Genomic DNA, 18,164 nt, shown 5'->3' with positions numbered 1-18,164 from the left:
CGGAGGCTGCATACACAGCCTTGCCGAAAACCATTGAATTACTCAATGATTTGAATGTTTGCCGCTTGTTTGCCTTTAGGGCCTGTTGCCACTTCAAAGCTCACGCGTTGGTTTTCTTTGAGTGTTTTGAAGCCAGCAGATTGAATTGCAGAGAAGTGCGCGAACAAATCTTCGCCGCCGTTATCCGGAGTAATAAAACCAAAACCTTTAGAGTCGTTAAACCATTTAACAGAACCTGTCACCATAATAAATCCTTGTACAAAAAATAAAAATGCGGGCGGTTGCCCATTAAAACGAGGATCAAGATGGCGAGAAGTAACGATAGAACCAAAAGATAGAACCGGGGAACAACAACACTACTTGAACTTCGTGAGTTGGTACTATGCACGTAATATCAAATATTAGCAACAAGTATTTGACAAATTGAAAGATGCCGCGACAATCTTCGTCAAAAACAGCATATTGCCTTGATCAAGGCTCAGGCTTGGCGTGCCGCATTGGGCCTCATTCCCAAGACTGCGGGATCGCGCTCACCAGATAATCCATAAATGCGCGTACCTTGTTGGTCATGGCGTACTTGTCGCGATAACAGGCATAAAACTCTAAGGGGACGCTCTCGGCTGCCATCGCCTCCGGCTGTTGGGCGGAAGGCTGAAACAGCGGGATCAGCGTTCCCTTTTTAATCGCGTGATTGACGACGAATGCGGCCAGGCGCGCAATTCCCGCCCCCGCCAAAGCAAGTTGAAAAATGGAGTCGATATCATTGCAAACGATGCTAGGGATGATTTCAGGCTCGTATAACATGCCATTGCGGTTAAAACTCCAGTTCAACAAGCGTCCATCCACCGGGATGCGGAACAACAGGCAATCATGTTGCGATAAGTCTTCTGGGGTCTGAGGCAGGCCTTTGCGTTGCAGATAGTCCGGTGCAGCACAAAACAGTACGGGGACGGTCGCGATTTTCCTGGCAATCAGTCCTGGCTCTAGCTGCTGTTTGAAACGGATGCTGATATCGATATCCTCTGCCACATGATCCAGGCTACGATCAGACAGAATCAGCTCCAGAGACACTTGCGGGAAACGGCGGCTAAATGCCGGGATCAACGGCATTAAGACATGACGGCCAAAAGCCACCGAGGAACCAATCCGTAAGCGCCCCTGCGGTTGCCCGTGAAACTCGGTAATGGCCGATTGTGCCCTGGCCAGCACGTCTACCAGATGCTGGACCTCTGCATAATAAAGCGCACCACTTTCTGTCAGCGCCAGCTTGCGCGTGGTTCGCATCAACAAGCGCGTCCCCAATGACTTTTCCAGCCGCTGGATATTCTGGCTGGCCGCTGCCGCTGTAATGCCTTGCAAACGCGCACCCGCCGCAATACTGCTGGCCTGTACCGCTTTTACAAAGCTTTCTATGCTTCTTAAGGTATCCATAAACTATCGAATAGTATGATTGATTCGATAGTTTAACTTTATAGTGATTAAATCTTCAAGCCTCTACCCGGCAACTGTGTGAGCTTTTATAGTGTCACCACACATTAGGAGAACCACCATGAATCAAACCAGAACGACTTTCCGCAAGATCCCAAAGCAATTTACGCCTTATGTGTTTGCCTTTTTTATGGCAGGCATCATGGCCTTTTTAATGTCTATGGTCATTGTGGCCGCCAACAGTGGCTTACAAGCCGGTTATGTGACGCGTGTCATCCACGCTTATACACTCGCGATGCCTGTCGCTTTCTGTTGTGTGCTGATTGTGCGGCCTATTGTCATGCATTTGGTGAATCAGTTGGTCGACACCCATTGATGGCGTGAGATGCCACAAACAAAAACGGATACCAAGGTATCCGTTTTCACGCATGCCGCAGCATGTGCATGGCGATTAAAACAGCGGTGCATACAAAGCGACCAGCGTGTACCCAATCAATCCTCCTGCCAAGACATCACTCGGATAATGTAAACCCAGTACCACACGTGAGATGCCGACTAACACGACAAACGGATAAACGACAGGAAACAGTTGCGGGTAATAATGCACGGCCACCATGCCAAACGCCACCGCGTGCAAGGTATGCCCTGAAGGAAAACTGAAGTAATCCAGCGGTGTGCCGCTCAACAAGACATCCTGACGCACCTGAAAGGGTCGTGGACGGCTGGTGCGATGTTTCAACCATTTATAGACCAGTGTACCGCTCAGTCCTACGGTCAACATATGCAGGCAGACGTAAAGACCGTGCTGGCCCTGGCTGATGGCAATCACCAACATGAGCAAATACCAGAACATGCCATCGCCCATACGCGAAATGGCGCGAAACAGGTTGCGTATCAGGCGATATTGTCCGGTATGGCTGACTTTGACACACAGTCGACTATCGACCGACTGCACCCATCCCAGTGTTTGTTGTAGTTTCAGCATCGCAGGTCCTTTCCGGGGCTTCCCCCGACTATGCTTGTTGGGTAAGCATAGTCTGAACCGGATGCTTTAAATTAGCGTGAAAGATTGATGAATTAAATATGACGGGTGCTTATGCGATGAGCGCATGCCAAGGAGTAGCCCTTGTACATTCACGCAGGCTTTATTTCCAGAGTACCCGATAGACAAAGCCCGGGAATGACAACACCAGAAACAGGCATAGCGTGACACTGTAAAACTCCCAGCCTTGCGGCCAGACTTGTCCCATCACATAACGCTCAACCAGATAGCCAATCAGCAGCGTGATGAAGTAGGCAGGCAACATGGCGGCAAAACGCTGCCATAGCTGCTGAATATTGCCGATCAAACCCAGCCACTTATCCGAAATCCAGGCCAGGTTTGCCAAAAACAACATCAGCAACAAAAAAATGAGTTTGGTAGCCATTTTATTGCAGACTCATCAGCAAGCTATGCCCGCAGACGCCTAATAGAATTTCAGGGAACAAGCCCAAGCCCAGCAACGCCAGGGTATGCACACTGAGGATAAAGCGCATATCCATCGGTGCGGACAGCGGTGTATGGTCTTCCGGTGCATCGAAATACATTTTACGCACGATGTTGAGGTAGTAAAACGCACCAATGGTCGCCATCAGCACGGCAAACACCACCTGCCAGGTGAACCCGGCTTGCCAGGCGGCCTGCAATACGGTGAATTTGGCATAAAAACCAATTGTAGGCGGGATACCGGCCATGCTGAACATAATGATCAACATGAGGAAAGCAAACCATGGATGGCGCTGGTTAAGCCCTTTGAGATCATTGATCTCTTCGGCTTCAAAGCCCTGACGGCTCAATAGCAGAATGATACCGAAGCCGGCAATTGACATCAGGACGTAGGCACTGATGTAAAAGAAGCTGGAAGCAAAACCATTGGCATTGGCACTCATCATGCCGAACAGGATGAAACCGACATGCGAAATGGTGGAATATGCCAACATACGCTTGAGGTTGGTCTGCACAATCGCGCTAAAATTACCGATGATGATGGACAACACCGCCATTAACATCAGCATATCCTGCCAGTCCATGGCTAGCGGGTGCAGGCCTTGCACCAACAGACGCACGGTCATCGCATAAGCCGCCAATTTTGGCACGGAGCCAATTAACAGTGTCATCGGAGTTGGCGACCCCTGATAGACATCGGGCACCCACATCTGGAACGGGACAGCGCCAAACTTGAAGGCAATACCGGCGACCAGAAACACCAGGCCCATGATGAGCACGGGGCTCTTAGGCTGCTGACTAATACTGTTGGCAATATCACTGACATCCAAGCTGCCAGTCATGCCATACAGCATACTCATGCCATATAGCAGCATCCCTGAAGCGAGTGCACCTAACACAAAGTATTTCATGGCCGACTCGGACGCTCTTGGATTATCTCGATCAAAGGCTACCAGAGAGTAGAGGCACAGTGACAGCAATTCCAGGCCCATATAAATGGTCAGCAGGTTGTGGCCTGACACCATGATCATCATACCGAGCAAGCCAAACAGGACCATGGCATAAAACTCACCACGATAGAGGTTACGGTCTTGCAGGTATTTGCGCGTATATACCAGGATCAACGAGGTGCCCAGATACATCATCATTTTGATGACGTCTGACAGCGTATCGTCGATAAACATATGCGAGAAGGCAAAGCCCACCGCTGGTGTATGTGTTTTAAAAGTCAGGAAGGCGGCCGCAAGCAAGGTCAGTTGGCTTAAACCATAAATCATGAAGCGGTTTTGTGGCAGGATGAACAAATCCAGCAACAAAATAAGCATGGCCATGCCCAATACAACCATTTCCGGCAACAGGGCGAGCAAGTCAAATTGCATATTATCCATTTTTAAAATCCTGCTTTTAATAGCCTGTGACGGGCAATTTGGAAATCGCCATATGTTTCAGGAACTCTGTGCTGGTTGCCTGCATCACTTCGGTCAGTGCTTGTGGATAGACGCCGAAACCAATCACCAAGATGGCCAGAATACCCAAGATCAGGAACTCACGTTTGCTGAGGTCGCTCAGTTCGGCCACGTGATGATTCGTCACATTGCCAAAGAACACACGCTTGGTCATCCACAGCGTATAGGCGGCACCAAATATCAAGGTCGTCGCAGCAAAGAAAGCCACCCAGAAATTGAATTTGACTGCGGCCAGAATCACCATAAACTCGCCCACAAAGCCGGAGGTGCCAGGCAAGCCACTGTTGGCCATGGCAAACAACACGGCAAAGGCGGCAAACACAGGCATCTTGTTAACCACGCCACCATACGCGGAAATTTCACGGCTATGGACGCGATCATATAACACACCTACGCTCAGGAACATCGCAGAAGAAATAAAGCCATGTGAAATCATTTGCACCAAGGCCCCCTCAAGCGCCAACTGGCTAAACATGAAGAAGCCCAAAGTGACAAAGCCCATGTGCGAGATCGAAGAATAAGCAATCAGCTTCTTCATGTCTTTTTGCACCAGCGCGACCAGTGCGATGTAGACCACTGCAATCAGCGACAGCGTGACCATGGCTGAAGTGAAGTAATGGGCTGCATCCGGAGCAATCGGCATGGCAAATCTCAGAAAGCTGTAGCCGCCAAGTTTCAGTGCAATGGCCGCCAGCACCACAGAACCACCCGTAGGTGCCTCAACGTGCGCATCCGGCAACCAGGTATGCACTGGCCACATCGGGATTTTCACCGCAAACGCCATGAAGAAGGCAATGAAAATGTAGATTTGCGCTTGCAGGCTGAGCGGTAACAAATAGTAATCAGCTAACTCGAAACTGCCAGTCTGGTGATACAGGTAAATAAAAGCGACCAGCATCAACAAGGAGCCCAGCAAGGTATACAGGAAAAACTTGATGGTAGCGTAGACGCGGTTAGGCCCGCCCCAGATGCCAATCACCAGGAACATCGGAATCAGCATCGCTTCCCAGAAGACGTAATACAGAATCGCATCAAGCGCGGTGAACACACCAATCATGATCCCGCTCATGATCAGGAAGGCCGCCATGTACTGTGCCACATGTTTGGTAATCACTTCCCAACCTGCCAGTACCACAATCACCGTGGTAAAACTGGTTAACAGCACCAACGGCATTGAGAAGCCGTCCACCCCCAGGTGGTAATGCATATTGAAGGCCGGTACCCAGGGCAGCAATTCTTCAAACTGGAAGAAGCCGTCGTGAATATCAAACTGCGTGTACAGCGGCACAGTCACCAAAAAACTGACCAGGCTACCTACCAATGCCAGCCATCGAGTCAATGTGGCCTTTTGGTCACCGCCTAGCAACAACACTAGCACGCCAGACAATACCGGCAGCCAGACGGCCAGACTTAACCAGGAAATACTTGTGAGGTCGGCTTGCATCATTAGTTAATTTTGATAAAGAAAGTCATAAGAAGGAATACGCCAATAATCATGGCAAAGGCGTAGTGATAAATTAAACCGGATTGCAACGTGCGTATTTTGGCAGCAATCTTGCCCATGGTATTGGCGGTGCCGTTGACCATGGCGCCATCAATCAACGTGATGTCACCAAACTTCCACAACAAGCCGCCCAGACAGCGTGAACCTCCGGCAAAAAACTTCTCGTTAAAGCTGTCAAAACCGTATTTGTTTTCAAGGATGTTGTAAATCACGATAAAGCGGGCTTTGATTGCAGCAGGGATATCCGGACGCTTCATATAGAAGAACCATGACAGTGCCACCCCGGAGGCCGCCAGGAAAAATGGCAGACTGGTAAAGCCATGAATCGCCATGCCTGCCGGACTATGCATGAACTCATGGTAGTGATGGGCGAGGTGCTCCATGGCAGGATGTGCTTCAGGATTCACAAAAATCACATTTTTGAAGAAATCACCGTACAGCATCGGTTCCAGTGCAATGTAACCAATCACCAGTGAGGGGATTGCCAGCAACGCCAATGGCAAGGTAACAACCCAGCCTGGCTCATGCGGATCATCGTTTGGTCCCAGGCCATGATGATGCCCTTCGTCGTGTGCATGATCATCATGATGCGCATCGTCATGGTGTGCGTCTGCATGTGCGACATGTGCATGGTCATCATGTTTGGCGTGGCGCCACTTTTCCTCACCGTGGAATACCAGGAAGTACAAACGGAATGAATAGAATGCGGTCACAAACACACCGACAATCACCGCAAAATAGGCAAAACCACTCCCAGGGATATGTGACAACTCAACCGCTTCGATGATGCTGTCTTTGGAATAAAAACCGGCAAAGAACGGCGTGCCAATCAAGGCCAGAGAACCGATCAAAGAGGTGATCCAGGTGACCGGCAGGTATTTCTTGAGGTTACCCATGTTGCGGATATCCTGGTCGTGGTGCATACCCATAATCACAGAACCGGCACCCAGGAATAACAACGCCTTAAAGAATGCATGGGTCATCAGGTGGAAAATGGCCACGGAATAGGCTGATGCACCCAATGCAACAGTCATATACCCGAGTTGCGACAAGGTCGAATAGGCCACCACGCGCTTGATATCGTTCTGGATAATACCCAGGAAGCCCATAAACAAGGCAGTAATCGCACCGATCACCATCACGGTCGACAAGGCCGTGGTAGACAATTCATATAAAGGTGACATGCGTGCCACCATAAAGATACCGGCGGTCACCATGGTCGCCGCGTGAATCAGCGCAGAAATTGGTGTTGGACCTTCCATGGAGTCTGGCAGCCAGACATGCAGCGGAACTTGTGCAGATTTACCCATGGCGCCGACAAACAATAACAGGCAAGTGACTGTCATCAGGGACCAGTTGCAACTACCAATCAAGTTAACTTGTGTATTGGCAAACTCAGGGGCGCGCTGAAACACGGTGGCGTAATCCAGGCTACCAAAGTAATACAGCACCATGCCTATACCCAACAGGAAACCGAAGTCCCCTACCCGGTTAACCAGAAAGGCTTTCAAATTGGCGTAAATGGCGGTGGGACGTGTAAACCAGAAACCAATCAGCAGATATGACACCAGACCGACCGCCTCCCAGCCAAAGAACAACTGCATGAAGTTGTTGCTCATGACCAGCATCAGCATGGAGAAGGTAAACAGCGAAATGTAGCTGAAGAAGCGGCTATAGCCTGGGTCTTCTTCCATGTAGCCGATGGTATAAATATGCACCATGAGTGACACAAAAGTCACCACGACCATCATCATGGCACTCAGGTTATCAATCAGGAAGCCCACTTCAAAATGTACGTCACCCGAGTTGAGCCAGGTATACACCGCTTCGTTGAGCGTGAAGCCATTCAGGGTCTGGTTAAAAATGTAGGCAGACAAGGCGAATGCCGCGCCGACGCCAGCGATGGTCAACACATGTGCGGCCCAGCGCGGTAAGTAATTCCTGAAGAGGCCAACAGCGGCCGCAGCCAGCAAAGGCAACATCGGAATCAAGATCAGGATTTGTTTTATTGTCATGACGCTTAACCTTTTAATTGATCCAGATCATCGACGTTGATGGTACGCAGGTTGCGGAACAATACGACCAGAATCGCGAGACCAATTGCAGACTCCGCAGCAGCCACCGTCAAGATGAAAAAGACGAATACCTGACCACCAATATCATTGAGGTAATGCGAAAAAGCCACAAAATTCAGGTTAACGGCCAACAACATCAATTCAATTGCCATGAGCAAAATAATGACGTTTTTGCGGTTGAGGAATATGCCAATCACACTGATGGCAAACATCAGCGCCCCCAAAATCAGGTAGTGAGACAAACCGACCATGATTATTTACTCTCCTCTGCAGACGGTGCTGGCACTTCAACTTCAGCAGGCATAGAGATAATACGCAATCTGTCGTTACGCTTCACTTTGACCTGCTCGGCCGGATTCATGGATTTGTTGTCTTTACGCTCGCGCAAGGTCAACACAATGGCGGCAATCATCGCCACCAGCAACACGACCGCCGCTAGTTCAAACGGCAGCAAGTAGTCGGTATACAATACCTTGCCCAACGCAGCCGTATTACTGAAGCCTGCCGGTGCAGACACCGCCTGACTGGGATTGAGGTTTTTGGCGGAAAGCACCATCACCATTTCGGCCATCATGACCACGCCAAAGGTCAACGCCAATGGCAGGTTAGACCAGAAGCCTTCACGCAATTTGTCGATATTGATGTCCAGCATCATCACCACAAACAGGAACAGCACCATCACCGCCCCCACGTACACCAGAATCAGGGCAATGGCGAGAAACTCGGCTTCAAGCAACAACCAGATGCCTGCCGCCGTAAAAAATGCCAGCACCAGAAACAGTGCAGCATGCACGGGGTTACGCGTAGTAATCACGCGGATGCCAGAGAACAGCAGAATCGCTGCCAGCACATAAAAAACAATATCGGTAAATAACATTTAGGATTCCTGTCCGCGCTTATCGATAAGCTTTATCCTGGGCGCGGTCTGCTGCAATTTGCGCCTCGTATTTGTCACCCACTTCGAGCAACATTTTTTTTGTATAGAGCAGGTCGCCGCGCTGCTCGCCGTGGTAGTCAAAAATCCGGGTTTCCACGATGCTATCCACTGGGCAGGATTCTTCACAAAAACCGCAAAAAATGCACTTGGTCAGGTCAATGTCATAACGCGTGGTACGGCGGGTGCCATCATCACGCTGCTCGGATTCAATCGTAATCGCCATCGCCGGACAGACTGCTTCACACAGCTTGCAGGCAATGCAGCGCTCTTCACCGTTCGGGTAGCGGCGCAACGCGTGCAAGCCACGAAAACGGTTGGACTGCGGCGTACGTTCTTCCGGGTATTGAATAGTAATTTTCTTGGCGAAGAAATAGCGTCCGGTCAGGGCCATGCCTTTGAGCATCTCCCATAACATCAAACTGCCTAATGTATTTTTAATTGCGTTCAACATGGTAAGGTTTCCAAATACGTTGTCCGTGCGATTGTCCAGTTAGTGGAATAAATAAGCCCACTGGGTTTGCATCATGCCACCGACCACAATAATCCAGACCAGCGTGATGGGAATAAATACTTTCCAACCCAAACGCATGATCTGGTCATAGCGATAACGTGGAAAGGTAGCGCGGAACCACAAGAACAGGAACAACAGGAAAGCGACTTTTGCCAGCAACCATAAAATACTATCAGGCAAGAACGGCACCGGGGATAACCAACCGCCCAAGAACATCAATGCGGCCAGCATGGACACCAGCATCATATTGGCATACTCAGCCAGGAAGAACACCGCAAAGGCCATGCCAGAGTACTCTACATGGAAACCTGCCACGATTTCAGATTCACCTTCGGCGACGTCAAACGGTGCACGGTTGGTTTCAGCCACCGCACTAATAAAATAGACGACGAACAGCGGGAACAACGGCAGGAAGTACCAGTGCCAGAAGCCTCCTTCTTGTCCCATCACGATCTTGCCCAAATTCAGTGAGTTGGCACACATCAAGACTCCGACCAGTGTAAAACCCATGGCAATCTCATACGAGACAATTTGTGCTGCGGAACGCAAGGACCCCAGAAACGCATATTTTGAGTTGGACGCCCACCCGGCGATAATCACGCCATAGACAGCAACTGAGGTCATGGCCAGTATATAGAGTAAGCCTGCATCGACATTGGCCAACACCAGTGTGGCATCAAAAGGCACCACGGCCCAAGCTGCAAACGCCGGAGCAATTGCCAGCACTGGGCCAATAAAAAACAATGCTTTATTAGACGCAGTCGGCAGGATAATTTCTTTAAACAGCAATTTGAGGCCATCTGCCAATGGTTGTAACAAGCCCCAGTAGCCCACACGGTTGGGACCGATACGCACCTGCATGTAACCAATCACTTTACGCTCGGCCAATGTAAGGTAGGCAACGCCTATCATCAATGGCAGCACAATCGCCACAATTTTAATCAGTGTCCACACGACCAGTTGTACGTCTGTCCAGTAGGAACCAAATAATTCAGCAAAGAAATGCATGTTATGCCATCTCGGTCAGTTGTTTTTCGTAAATTGCCACTTGCTCGGCAGACGCTTTTTCAATGGTGATGTCCCCCATCAAATCGCCCAGACCCGCAGTGAGTGGATGCGCTGCAGCCACACGCACACAGCCTTTGGCAACGTGGTTATCCAGACGCGCTTTAAGCACAGCACTGCCTTTATCCTGACGGGCGACAACGATGTCGCCATCTTGCAAGCCAAGCTCGGCCAATTGGTCAGCATGCATCCGTGCCATCGGACGGATGTTGTATTTGGTTTTTTGCAAGGGCGCAGAACGGCGCACGATGGGGTCAGACTCGTATTGTGGCACTTCACCAATTCGCTGCAGGCCTTGTTTCTTGATATTCACCTGAATTTCTACCAGCTCTTTGAGGTTGTTGTTGAGACTGCGCCAGACCACGGCCGAGGGCTTCTCACCATTAAAGATGGCATTTTTCACTTCGTCGGAACTGTTGTATTCGAAGCCAGGCAAGTCCAGCGTATTTGCCAGCACACGCAGGACTTTCCAGCCTGGGCGCGCTTCGCCGAGAGGACGCGTCACGGCCTGGAAGCTCTGTACACGCCCTTCCATGCTCATAAAGCTGCCTGAGGTCTCGGTGAATGGCGTGATCGGTAGCAGGATATCGGCGTTGTCGAGTGCTGCAGACTTGTAAGCCGTCAAGGCAATCACGCACTCGGCTTTAGCGATGGCATCGGCTGCCAGTGCGGCATGCTGACAATCCAGCTCAGGCTCGATATTGAGCAATAGATACGCTTTGCGTGGGACTTCCAGCATGGCGCGCGCGTGCATGCCAGTGGCTGTAGGCATGACACCCATCAAATGCATGCCGGTGCTGTTTGCCGCAGGTGGCAAAATACCGCCTTTCGCACCACTGATGCCGCCAATGGCTTCAGCCATACTGTACATCTCGGTAAAACGGGGATCACTCAAGGCCATATTGCCTAGAAAAATACCAACCTTGGGTGCAATCAGGATCAAGTCGTCGCTGATACCCGCCAGGCACTCTGCAATTTTTTGCGTATTGGGACGTACCTGGATTTCTTCGAGTAACTTGTTCAGTGTGGGTGGCAAGCAAAGGGACAGTTTTTGCAAACCGGACATGGCTTTGAGGATCTGCCCCAACACATTCACCATGTCATTCGGGCGCACGATAACTTTGTGCGCGATGTCCATCAATGGATCGTTATCGAGCGGGCTGACAATACATAGTTCAGCGCCTCTGGAAACGGCCTTGCGGATACGTTGAGCCAGCAAAGGATGCTCGTTGCGGATATTCGAACCAATCAGCAGGATGCGATCCAGCTCTTCGACTTCCTGAATATTGCAGCCCATCCATGGGGTGCCGGTGCGTTTACCATCCAGGCGGAAGTCTGTCTGCCGCAGGCGGTAATCCACGTTGCCACAGCCCAGGCCATCTGCCAGCTGCTTGATCAGGTACCCTTCTTCCATGGTGCTATTCGGAGAAACCAGCACGCCCAAGGCATCACCGCCATATTGTTTGGTAATGTCTTTGAGCTGACCCGCTGCAAACTCAATGGCTGTTTTCCAGTCAGTTTCCTGCCATTGCCCGTTGTGCTTGATCATGGGCACCTTGAGGCGGTCCGGACTGTTCAAGCCCTCGTAGGAGAAACGGTCGCGGTCAGACAGCCAGCACTCGTTAATCGACTCTTTTTCACGCGGTAACACACGCATCACTTTATGATCTTTGACGTGGACTTCAATGTGCGAACCCAAGCCATCGTGCGGCGCAATCGAAGGTCTGCGCACCAGCTCCCAGCTACGTGCGGAGTAACGGAAAGGTTTGCTGGTCAGCGCGCCCACCGGGCACAAATCAATAATATTGCCGCTGAGCTCAGAGTTCACAGACTGGTCAACATACGCGGTAATCTCGGCATGCTCGCCACGATTGACCAAGCCTAGCTCCTGCATGCCGCCTACTTCTTTCAGGAAGCGCACACAGCGTGTACACTGGATACAACGGGTCATATCAGTGCTGACCAGCGGACCAATGTTTTTATTGAAGACCACTCGTTTTTCTTCGGTATAGCGTGAGCCAGACGCGCCATAAGCGACGGCAATATCCTGCAAGTCACATTCACCGCCCTGGTCGCAAATTGGGCAATCCAGCGGGTGGTTAATCAGCAAAAACTCCATCACGCTTTGCTGGGCTTCCACGGCAGACTTACTGCGGGTGTAAATCTTCATGCCGTCCGCCACCGGGGTTGCACAGGCAGGCAATGGCTTATTGAATTTTTCTACCTGCACCAGACACATACGACAGTTGGCGGCCACCGACAGCTTTTTGTGGTAACAAAAACGCGGGATGGCGATCCCTGCCGCATCGGCCGCATCAATAATGGTGCTGCCATGTTCGACTTCTAGAGGTTTGCCGTCAATTTCGATGTTTAGCATGTGATTACCGTTAAGCTTAAAACCGTTTATTTACCATCTACCATGGATTTGCCATGCTGGATGTAATACTCAAATTCGGGACGGAAGTGCTTGATGAAACTCAACACAGGCGTTGCTGCAGCATCACCCAAAGCACAGATGGTTCGGCCAGAAATGTTGTTACTTAAATCAGTCAGCAAGTCGAGATCTTCCATCTTGCCTTTGCCATCGACAATACGCTCGATAATGCGGTACACCCAACCGGTGCCTTCGCGGCAAGGCGTGCATTGCCCACAGCTTTCTTCATAAAAGAAATAGCTCAAGCGCTTGAGTGTTTTCACCATGCAGGTGGTTTCGTCCATCACAATCATGGAACCCGCACCCAGGCTGGAGCCGGCTTTGCTCAAGCCATCATAGTCCATGGTGGCATTTTCAATGGCGCTCGCTGGCATGACCGCAGTGGAAGGGCCGCCAGGAATCACCGCTTTTAACTTGCGACCTTTCCAAACACCACCGGCCATGGCCAGCAAGTCCTTAAATGGCGTGCCCATTTTGATCTCGTAGTTTCCTGGTTTTTCAACATGACCAGACACCGAGAATAACTTACTGCCACCAGAATTAGGCACGCCTAAATCAGCAAATGCCTGTCCGCCATGCTGCATGATCCAGGGGATAGAGGCATAGCTCTCGGTATTGTTGACGTTGGTCGGCTTGCCAAATACACCATAGCTGGCAGGGAAAGGCGGTTTGAAACGAGGCTGGCCTTTTTTGCCTTCAATCGACTCAATCAGGGCCGTTTCTTCGCCACAAATATAAGCCCCGTAACCATGGACGGCATAGAGATCAAAGCTAAATTCGGTGCCGAACAGATTTTCACCCAGGTAGCCAGCTTCACGCGCCTCAGCTAACGCAGCCTCAAAAATCTCATAATCCTGCCAGATTTCACCGTGGATATAGTTATACCCCACGCGTGCACCCAGCGTGTAAGCGGCAATCGCCATGCCTTCGATTAACTGGTGCGGGTTATAACGGATAATGTCACGGTCTTTAAATGTGCCTGGCTCGCCTTCGTCTGTGTTGCAAACCAGATATTTGGTGCCGTCGTAATAACGCGGCATAAAGCTCCATTTGAGGCCGGTCGGAAAGCCTGCACCACCTCGACCACGCAAATTGGACACCTTGACCTGGCTGATGATATCCGGGGCCTTCACTTTTTCGGTCACCAAGCGCTTGAGCTGGGCATAGCCGCCTAATTTCTCATACGTTGCCAAGGCGGCAGGATTGTCTTCGCTAAGTGTACGCAAAGTCACCAAAGTCTGGCCGGCCAAATCAGTTTTGATCACTGGTTTACTATTCAAGGAAGCATTTGAAGTCTTAGCCATATTCCGTATCCTAGCCCTTGTTTAGCTCGTTAATGAGGGCATCCACTTTTTCGGTGGTCAGAAATTCGTGCATTTCACTGTTATTCACATGCAGTAACGGTGCGCCACCGCAACAGCCCATACACTCGCCTTCTTTCAGGCAGAATTTACCATCCGCTGTAACTTCGTTGAAGCCCACACCCAACTTGTGCTGCAAGTGCTCGACAATCTCATCTGAGCCACGCAACATGCAAGAAATATTAGTACAGACCGTAATTTTGTATTTTCCGACTGGCTCGAGATCATACATATTGTAGAAGGTAGCGACTTCTAACGCCGCGATTTCCGGAATGCGTAAGTACTTGGCTACTTCGGAAATACTTTCCTTGGATAACCAGCCACGCTCCATCTGGACGATGCGTAATGCAGACATCACCGCTGCCTGACGCCTGTCAGCTGGATATTTGGACAGTTCGTATTCAATCTTTTCAATCGATTCTGCACTGAGCATGCTTTTACCTTACTATCTTTTCGATCCGCGCTATCACGTTGTTCGGATTATCTGTCGATCTCACCGAACACAATATCTTGTGTCCCAATGATGGCTACCAGGTCGGCAATCATGTGACCTTTGGTCATCTCATCCAATGCAGCCAAATGGGCAAAACCCGGCGCACGGATTTTCAGGCGGTAAGGTTTATTGGCACCATCTGACACCATATAAATCCCGAACTCGCCTTTGGGATGCTCAACCGCGGCATAGGCCTCCCCTGCTGGGACATGGAAACCCTCGGTAAATAACTTGAAGTGGTGGATCAAGTCTTCCATATTGGTTTTCATCCCTTCGCGGTTTGGCGGGGCAATCTTATTATCATCTGTAATGACTGGCCCTGGGTTCTTGCGCAACCAGTCTATGCATTGTTTGATGATACGGTTGGATTGACGCATTTCTTCCACACGCACCAGATACCGGTCATAACAGTCGCCATTGACGCCAATCGGGATATCAAAGTCCATCTTGTCATAGACTTCATAAGGCTGTTTCTTGCGTAAATCCCAGGCAATGCCAGAACCACGCAACATGGCACCGGTCATGCCCAATGCCAATGCGCGCTCCGGTGTCACCACGCCAATACCCACTGTCCGCTGCTTCCAGATACGGTTATCGGTCAAGAGTGTTTCATATTCATCGACATAGGTCGGGAAACGCTTGGTAAAATCTTCAATGAAGTCCAGCATGGAACCCTGACGGTTTTCATTGAGCTTGTTAATTTCTTCTGCACTACGGAATTTGGTGGTTTCGTGTTGCGGCATTTTTTCCGGCAGGTCACGATATACGCCACCCGGGCGGTAATATGCCGCATGCATACGGGCGCCAGACACGGCCTCATACACATCAAACAAATCTTCACGCTCGCGGAACGCGTACAGGAAAACCGTCATGGCGCCGACGTCCAGCGCATGTGCACCCAGCCACAGCAAGTGGTTGAGAATACGGGTAATTTCGTCGAACATGACGCGGATATACTGCGCGCGCACTGGCACCTCAATGCCGAGCATTTTTTCAATCGCCATGACATAGGCGTGCTCATTGGCCATCATGGAGACATAATCCAGCCTGTCCATGTAAGGCACACTTTGCAAATAAGTACGGTTCTCAGCCAGTTTTTCAGTGGCACGGTGCAGCAGGCCAATGTGTGGATCGGCGCGCTGGATCACTTCACCATCCAGCTCCAGCACCAAACGCAACACACCGTGTGCCGCAGGGTGCTGCGGGCCGAAGTTCATCGTATAGTTCTTAATTTCAGCCATACTAACCATTCCTCAGCTTGCAAGATTCAGCCCAAAACAAGGCGGAATTGCACAGACTGTATGAGTCAATACGGCAAGCAATGACAACGCCGCATTGGATTGAAGCTTGCAAGTGATTAGCCATGGTGAGCACCTTCATCACGAATAATCCTTGGCACATTATTGCGCAACTCTACCGATACTGGCTGGTAGATGACGCGCTGCTGAACAGGGTCATAACGCATTTCAACGTTACCAATCATGGGGAAATCTTTACGGAAAGGATGACCGACAAAACCGTAATCTGTCAGCAAACGACGCAAATCGGGGTGATTTTCAAACATAATGCCGTAGAGGTCAAAGGCTTCACGCTCAAACCAGTTGGCGACAGGCCAGATATCGACCAAGGTCGGAAACACAGGAAAGTCATCGTCAGCTGCAAACACACGGATACGCACACGCTGATTCAAACTGACCGAAAGCAAATGCAGCACCACAGCAAAGCGCTGACCTTCCCAGCGGCCATCGCCATACTCCAGATAATCCACCCCACACAAGTCAATCAGTTGCTCAAATTTGAGCTCCGCATGGGTTTTCAATTTTTCAGCCACGGCCAGCAGGTGTTTCACATGGACTTCCACCGTGAGTTCACCCAACTGTTGCTCCAGCCTGACCACACCCTCACCCAAGGCCAACTTGAGCTGTGCAGACAAATGTTCGAGTTTTGCAGACATAGTTAATTTCTAGGGCTTAGTATGTTGTCAGAGCGCGTCACCATCAGGTTCTGGCAATCGTATTGGTACGCTTGATTTTCTTTTGCAACTGGATGATGCCGTACAACAAGGCCTCGGCAGTGGGAGGACACCCAGGCACATATACATCCACCGGCACAATCCGGTCACAGCCGCGCACGACTGCATAAGAGTAGTGATAGTAGCCGCCACCGTTAGCACAACTACCCATGGAAATTACCCAGCGCGGCTCTGCCATTTGGTCATAGACCTTGCGTAGCGCAGGGGCCATTTTGTTCACCAGCGTACCTGCCACAATCATCACGTCTGACTGACGAGGGCTGGGCCTGAACACAATCCCGAAACGGTCCAGATCGTAACGCGAAGCGCCAGCATGCATCATTTCAACCGCACAGCAAGCCAGACCGAACGTCATCGGCCACAATGAACCAGTACGAGTGTAATTAATCACCGTATCCAGCGTGGTGGTAACAAAGCCTTTTTCTAATACGCCTTCAATGCTCATTTTGCATCAATCCCATTCAAGGGCGCCCTTCATCCATTCAAAGATGAAGCCGACCACCAATACAAACAAAAAGACCATCATTGCCCAAAAACCGGCAGACCCAATTTCTTGAATCACTACGGCCCAAGGGAAAAGAAACGCGATTTCGAGATCAAACAGGATAAATAGAATAGCGACCAGATAGTAGCGCACGTCAAACTTCATGCGCGCATCTTCAAAGGCTTCAAAGCCACATTCGTATGGAGAATTTTTTTCCGCATCAGGTTTGTGCGGAGAGAGAATTTTACCGGCAAGCAACGGACCAAGACCAACGCCCAGCCCCACCAGGATAAACATCAAAATCGGGAAATAGTTTTCTAACACTGATTTGCCTTCATCGATCATGTTAACAAGTTATTTCAATGCAGCTAGCCGCCCATTAAAACACTCCCAAACCATCTATTCCCTGCCAGAGCAAAGTTGCAAGCAACTCTATCTGGTGCCGTCGGCGAGACTCGAACTCGCACGACTTTCGTCACTACCCCCTCAAGATAGCGTGTCTACCAATTTCACCACGACGGCCAATGTTTAGTTAGGAATATCTTTGGGTGTATTTTCAACCGGCTTGGCCACTTCTGTAGCCTCACCTTTGGCCGGAGCCTGTTGGGTCACTGTGGATTTAACCACACTGCCAGAACTTGCTTTATGGCTGGACATAAAGGCCAGCGTCAAGCTAGTTGCAAAAAACACTGAAATAAAAATCGATGTCAGCTTGCTCAGCAAGTTAGAGGACCCAGACACGCCGAATAGACTTCCGGAGGCTCCACTGCCAAAAGCGGCGCCCATATCGGCACCCTTACCATGCTGCAATAAGACCAGGCCAATCACGGCAGCAGCTGCCAGCACATGAATGACGAGAATGACGTTTTCCATATTTCTTTAATCCAT

At 50.3% G+C, this 18,164-nt stretch carries 20 protein-coding genes and 1 tRNA gene; 1 reads left to right on the top strand and 20 read right to left on the bottom strand.

The genetic code is table 11. The features are described 5' to 3' along the window. Positions 1–38: 38 nt before the first annotated feature. Positions 39–245, bottom strand: coding sequence for a cold-shock protein (locus ACT53D_RS02105; RefSeq protein ID WP_018985697.1), 207 nt, complete (start codon positions 243–245; stop codon positions 39–41). Positions 246–504: 259 nt separating this feature from the next. Continuing rightward, the gene (locus ACT53D_RS02100; protein WP_476154245.1) at positions 505–1,431 is read right to left on the bottom strand and encodes a LysR family transcriptional regulator; all 927 of its coding nucleotides are present in this window, start codon (positions 1,429–1,431) and stop codon (positions 505–507) included. 118 nt (positions 1,432–1,549) lie between these two features. On the opposite strand from ACT53D_RS02100, the gene ACT53D_RS02095 reads away from it, so the two are divergent. Then, the gene (locus tag ACT53D_RS02095; protein WP_275355790.1) at positions 1,550–1,804 is read left to right on the top strand and encodes a DUF2798 domain-containing protein; all 255 of its coding nucleotides are present in this window, start codon (positions 1,550–1,552) and stop codon (positions 1,802–1,804) included. Positions 1,805–1,879: 75 nt separating this feature from the next. Here the strand turns inward: ACT53D_RS02095 and ACT53D_RS02090 are convergent, their stop codons facing one another. From ACT53D_RS02090 to secG, 18 genes are all read right to left on the bottom strand, one after another. Continuing rightward, entirely contained in the window at positions 1,880–2,413 is a 534-nt protein-coding gene (locus ACT53D_RS02090; RefSeq protein WP_313988330.1) for a phosphatase PAP2 family protein, read from the bottom strand. Positions 2,414–2,573: 160 nt separating this feature from the next. Continuing rightward, a complete protein-coding gene (locus ACT53D_RS02085) occupies positions 2,574–2,855 on the bottom strand; it encodes a DUF2818 family protein (protein WP_338654736.1) in 282 nt (93 codons plus the stop codon). A gap of 1 nt (position 2,856) precedes the next feature. Then, positions 2,857–4,302: an NADH-quinone oxidoreductase subunit NuoN gene (gene nuoN / locus ACT53D_RS02080; RefSeq protein ID WP_476154243.1), complete on the bottom strand. Its 1,446-nt coding sequence runs from the start codon at positions 4,300–4,302 to the stop codon at positions 2,857–2,859. Positions 4,303–4,318: 16 nt separating this feature from the next. Beyond that, positions 4,319–5,827 carry an NADH-quinone oxidoreductase subunit M gene (locus ACT53D_RS02075; RefSeq protein WP_476154241.1) on the bottom strand — a complete coding sequence of 503 codons (1,509 nt, stop codon included), beginning with the start codon at positions 5,825–5,827 and terminating at the stop codon, positions 4,319–4,321. Beyond that, on the bottom strand, positions 5,827–7,899 hold the full coding sequence (nuoL, locus tag ACT53D_RS02070; protein ID WP_476154239.1) for an NADH-quinone oxidoreductase subunit L: 2,073 nt from the start codon (positions 7,897–7,899) through the stop codon (positions 5,827–5,829). The genes ACT53D_RS02075 and nuoL overlap by 1 nt, the downstream gene beginning before the upstream one ends. Positions 7,900–7,904: 5 nt before the next feature. Beyond that, on the bottom strand, positions 7,905–8,210 hold the full coding sequence (gene nuoK, locus ACT53D_RS02065) for an NADH-quinone oxidoreductase subunit NuoK (protein WP_194748169.1): 306 nt from the start codon (positions 8,208–8,210) through the stop codon (positions 7,905–7,907). Positions 8,211–8,212: 2 nt separating this feature from the next. Continuing rightward, on the bottom strand, positions 8,213–8,836 hold the full coding sequence (locus tag ACT53D_RS02060; RefSeq protein ID WP_194748170.1) for an NADH-quinone oxidoreductase subunit J: 624 nt from the start codon (positions 8,834–8,836) through the stop codon (positions 8,213–8,215). Between the two features lie 19 nt (positions 8,837–8,855). Then, complete coding sequence (gene nuoI, locus ACT53D_RS02055) at positions 8,856–9,347, bottom strand: NADH-quinone oxidoreductase subunit NuoI (protein WP_228518756.1); 492 nt, start codon at positions 9,345–9,347, stop codon at positions 8,856–8,858. A 39-nt stretch (positions 9,348–9,386) separates the two neighbouring features. Continuing rightward, positions 9,387–10,415, bottom strand: a complete 1,029-nt coding sequence (gene nuoH / locus ACT53D_RS02050; protein WP_313988343.1) for an NADH-quinone oxidoreductase subunit NuoH — start codon at positions 10,413–10,415, stop codon at positions 9,387–9,389. A 1-nt stretch (position 10,416) separates the two neighbouring features. Further along, a complete protein-coding gene (gene nuoG, locus ACT53D_RS02045; RefSeq protein ID WP_476154236.1) occupies positions 10,417–12,849 on the bottom strand; it encodes an NADH-quinone oxidoreductase subunit NuoG in 2,433 nt (810 codons plus the stop codon). A gap of 26 nt (positions 12,850–12,875) precedes the next feature. Continuing rightward, the gene (gene nuoF / locus ACT53D_RS02040; protein WP_194748173.1) at positions 12,876–14,210 is read right to left on the bottom strand and encodes an NADH-quinone oxidoreductase subunit NuoF; all 1,335 of its coding nucleotides are present in this window, start codon (positions 14,208–14,210) and stop codon (positions 12,876–12,878) included. Positions 14,211–14,220: 10 nt separating this feature from the next. Further along, positions 14,221–14,700, bottom strand: a complete 480-nt coding sequence (gene nuoE, locus ACT53D_RS02035; protein ID WP_194748174.1) for an NADH-quinone oxidoreductase subunit NuoE — start codon at positions 14,698–14,700, stop codon at positions 14,221–14,223. Positions 14,701–14,747: 47 nt separating this feature from the next. Continuing rightward, complete coding sequence (locus ACT53D_RS02030) at positions 14,748–16,001, bottom strand: NADH-quinone oxidoreductase subunit D (protein WP_476154234.1); 1,254 nt, start codon at positions 15,999–16,001, stop codon at positions 14,748–14,750. Between the two features lie 116 nt (positions 16,002–16,117). Beyond that, positions 16,118–16,714 (bottom strand): NADH-quinone oxidoreductase subunit C, encoded by a 597-nt coding sequence (locus tag ACT53D_RS02025; protein WP_476154232.1) that lies wholly within the window; start codon positions 16,712–16,714, stop codon positions 16,118–16,120. A 43-nt stretch (positions 16,715–16,757) separates the two neighbouring features. Further along, positions 16,758–17,237 (bottom strand): NuoB/complex I 20 kDa subunit family protein, encoded by a 480-nt coding sequence (locus tag ACT53D_RS02020; RefSeq protein ID WP_018985714.1) that lies wholly within the window; start codon positions 17,235–17,237, stop codon positions 16,758–16,760. Between the two features lie 6 nt (positions 17,238–17,243). Further along, entirely contained in the window at positions 17,244–17,600 is a 357-nt protein-coding gene (ndhC, locus tag ACT53D_RS02015) for an NADH-quinone oxidoreductase subunit A (RefSeq protein WP_029148540.1), read from the bottom strand. A 113-nt stretch (positions 17,601–17,713) separates the two neighbouring features. Beyond that, positions 17,714–17,798, bottom strand: a tRNA-Leu gene (locus ACT53D_RS02010). 6 nt (positions 17,799–17,804) lie between these two features. Beyond that, positions 17,805–18,149 (bottom strand): preprotein translocase subunit SecG, encoded by a 345-nt coding sequence (gene secG, locus ACT53D_RS02005; RefSeq protein ID WP_476154230.1) that lies wholly within the window; start codon positions 18,147–18,149, stop codon positions 17,805–17,807. Between the last annotated feature and the right edge of the window lie 15 nt (positions 18,150–18,164).

The sequence above is a fragment of the Methylophilus sp. DMC16 genome (assembly GCF_056314045.1).
Note: the sequence above shows the minus strand (reverse complement) of the source record. Positions and strands in the feature narration are given on the sequence as shown.

Bases quoted from the DNA above. Each gene is read 5' to 3' on its own strand.
- ACT53D_RS02105 (WP_018985697.1), bottom strand. From the start codon at position 245: ATGGTGACAGGTTCTGTTAAATGGTTTAACGACTCTAAAGGTTTTGGT.
- ACT53D_RS02100 (WP_476154245.1), bottom strand. From the start codon at position 1,431: ATGGATACCTTAAGAAGCATAGAAAGCTTTGTAAAAGCGGTACAGGCC.
- ACT53D_RS02095 (WP_275355790.1), top strand. From the start codon at position 1,550: ATGAATCAAACCAGAACGACTTTCCGCAAGATCCCAAAGCAATTTACG.
- ACT53D_RS02090 (WP_313988330.1), bottom strand. From the start codon at position 2,413: ATGCTGAAACTACAACAAACACTGGGATGGGTGCAGTCGGTCGATAGT.
- ACT53D_RS02085 (WP_338654736.1), bottom strand. From the start codon at position 2,855: ATGGCTACCAAACTCATTTTTTTGTTGCTGATGTTGTTTTTGGCAAAC.
- nuoN (WP_476154243.1), bottom strand. From the start codon at position 4,302: ATGGATAATATGCAATTTGACTTGCTCGCCCTGTTGCCGGAAATGGTT.
- ACT53D_RS02075 (WP_476154241.1), bottom strand. From the start codon at position 5,827: ATGATGCAAGCCGACCTCACAAGTATTTCCTGGTTAAGTCTGGCCGTC.
- nuoL (WP_476154239.1), bottom strand. From the start codon at position 7,899: ATGACAATAAAACAAATCCTGATCTTGATTCCGATGTTGCCTTTGCTG.
- nuoK (WP_194748169.1), bottom strand. From the start codon at position 8,210: ATGGTCGGTTTGTCTCACTACCTGATTTTGGGGGCGCTGATGTTTGCC.
- ACT53D_RS02060 (WP_194748170.1), bottom strand. From the start codon at position 8,836: ATGTTATTTACCGATATTGTTTTTTATGTGCTGGCAGCGATTCTGCTG.
- nuoI (WP_228518756.1), bottom strand. From the start codon at position 9,347: ATGTTGAACGCAATTAAAAATACATTAGGCAGTTTGATGTTATGGGAG.
- nuoH (WP_313988343.1), bottom strand. From the start codon at position 10,415: ATGCATTTCTTTGCTGAATTATTTGGTTCCTACTGGACAGACGTACAA.
- nuoG (WP_476154236.1), bottom strand. From the start codon at position 12,849: ATGCTAAACATCGAAATTGACGGCAAACCTCTAGAAGTCGAACATGGC.
- nuoF (WP_194748173.1), bottom strand. From the start codon at position 14,210: ATGGCTAAGACTTCAAATGCTTCCTTGAATAGTAAACCAGTGATCAAA.
- nuoE (WP_194748174.1), bottom strand. From the start codon at position 14,700: ATGCTCAGTGCAGAATCGATTGAAAAGATTGAATACGAACTGTCCAAA.
- ACT53D_RS02030 (WP_476154234.1), bottom strand. From the start codon at position 16,001: ATGGCTGAAATTAAGAACTATACGATGAACTTCGGCCCGCAGCACCCT.
- ACT53D_RS02025 (WP_476154232.1), bottom strand. From the start codon at position 16,714: ATGTCTGCAAAACTCGAACATTTGTCTGCACAGCTCAAGTTGGCCTTG.
- ACT53D_RS02020 (WP_018985714.1), bottom strand. From the start codon at position 17,237: ATGAGCATTGAAGGCGTATTAGAAAAAGGCTTTGTTACCACCACGCTG.
- secG (WP_476154230.1), bottom strand. From the start codon at position 18,149: ATGGAAAACGTCATTCTCGTCATTCATGTGCTGGCAGCTGCTGCCGTG.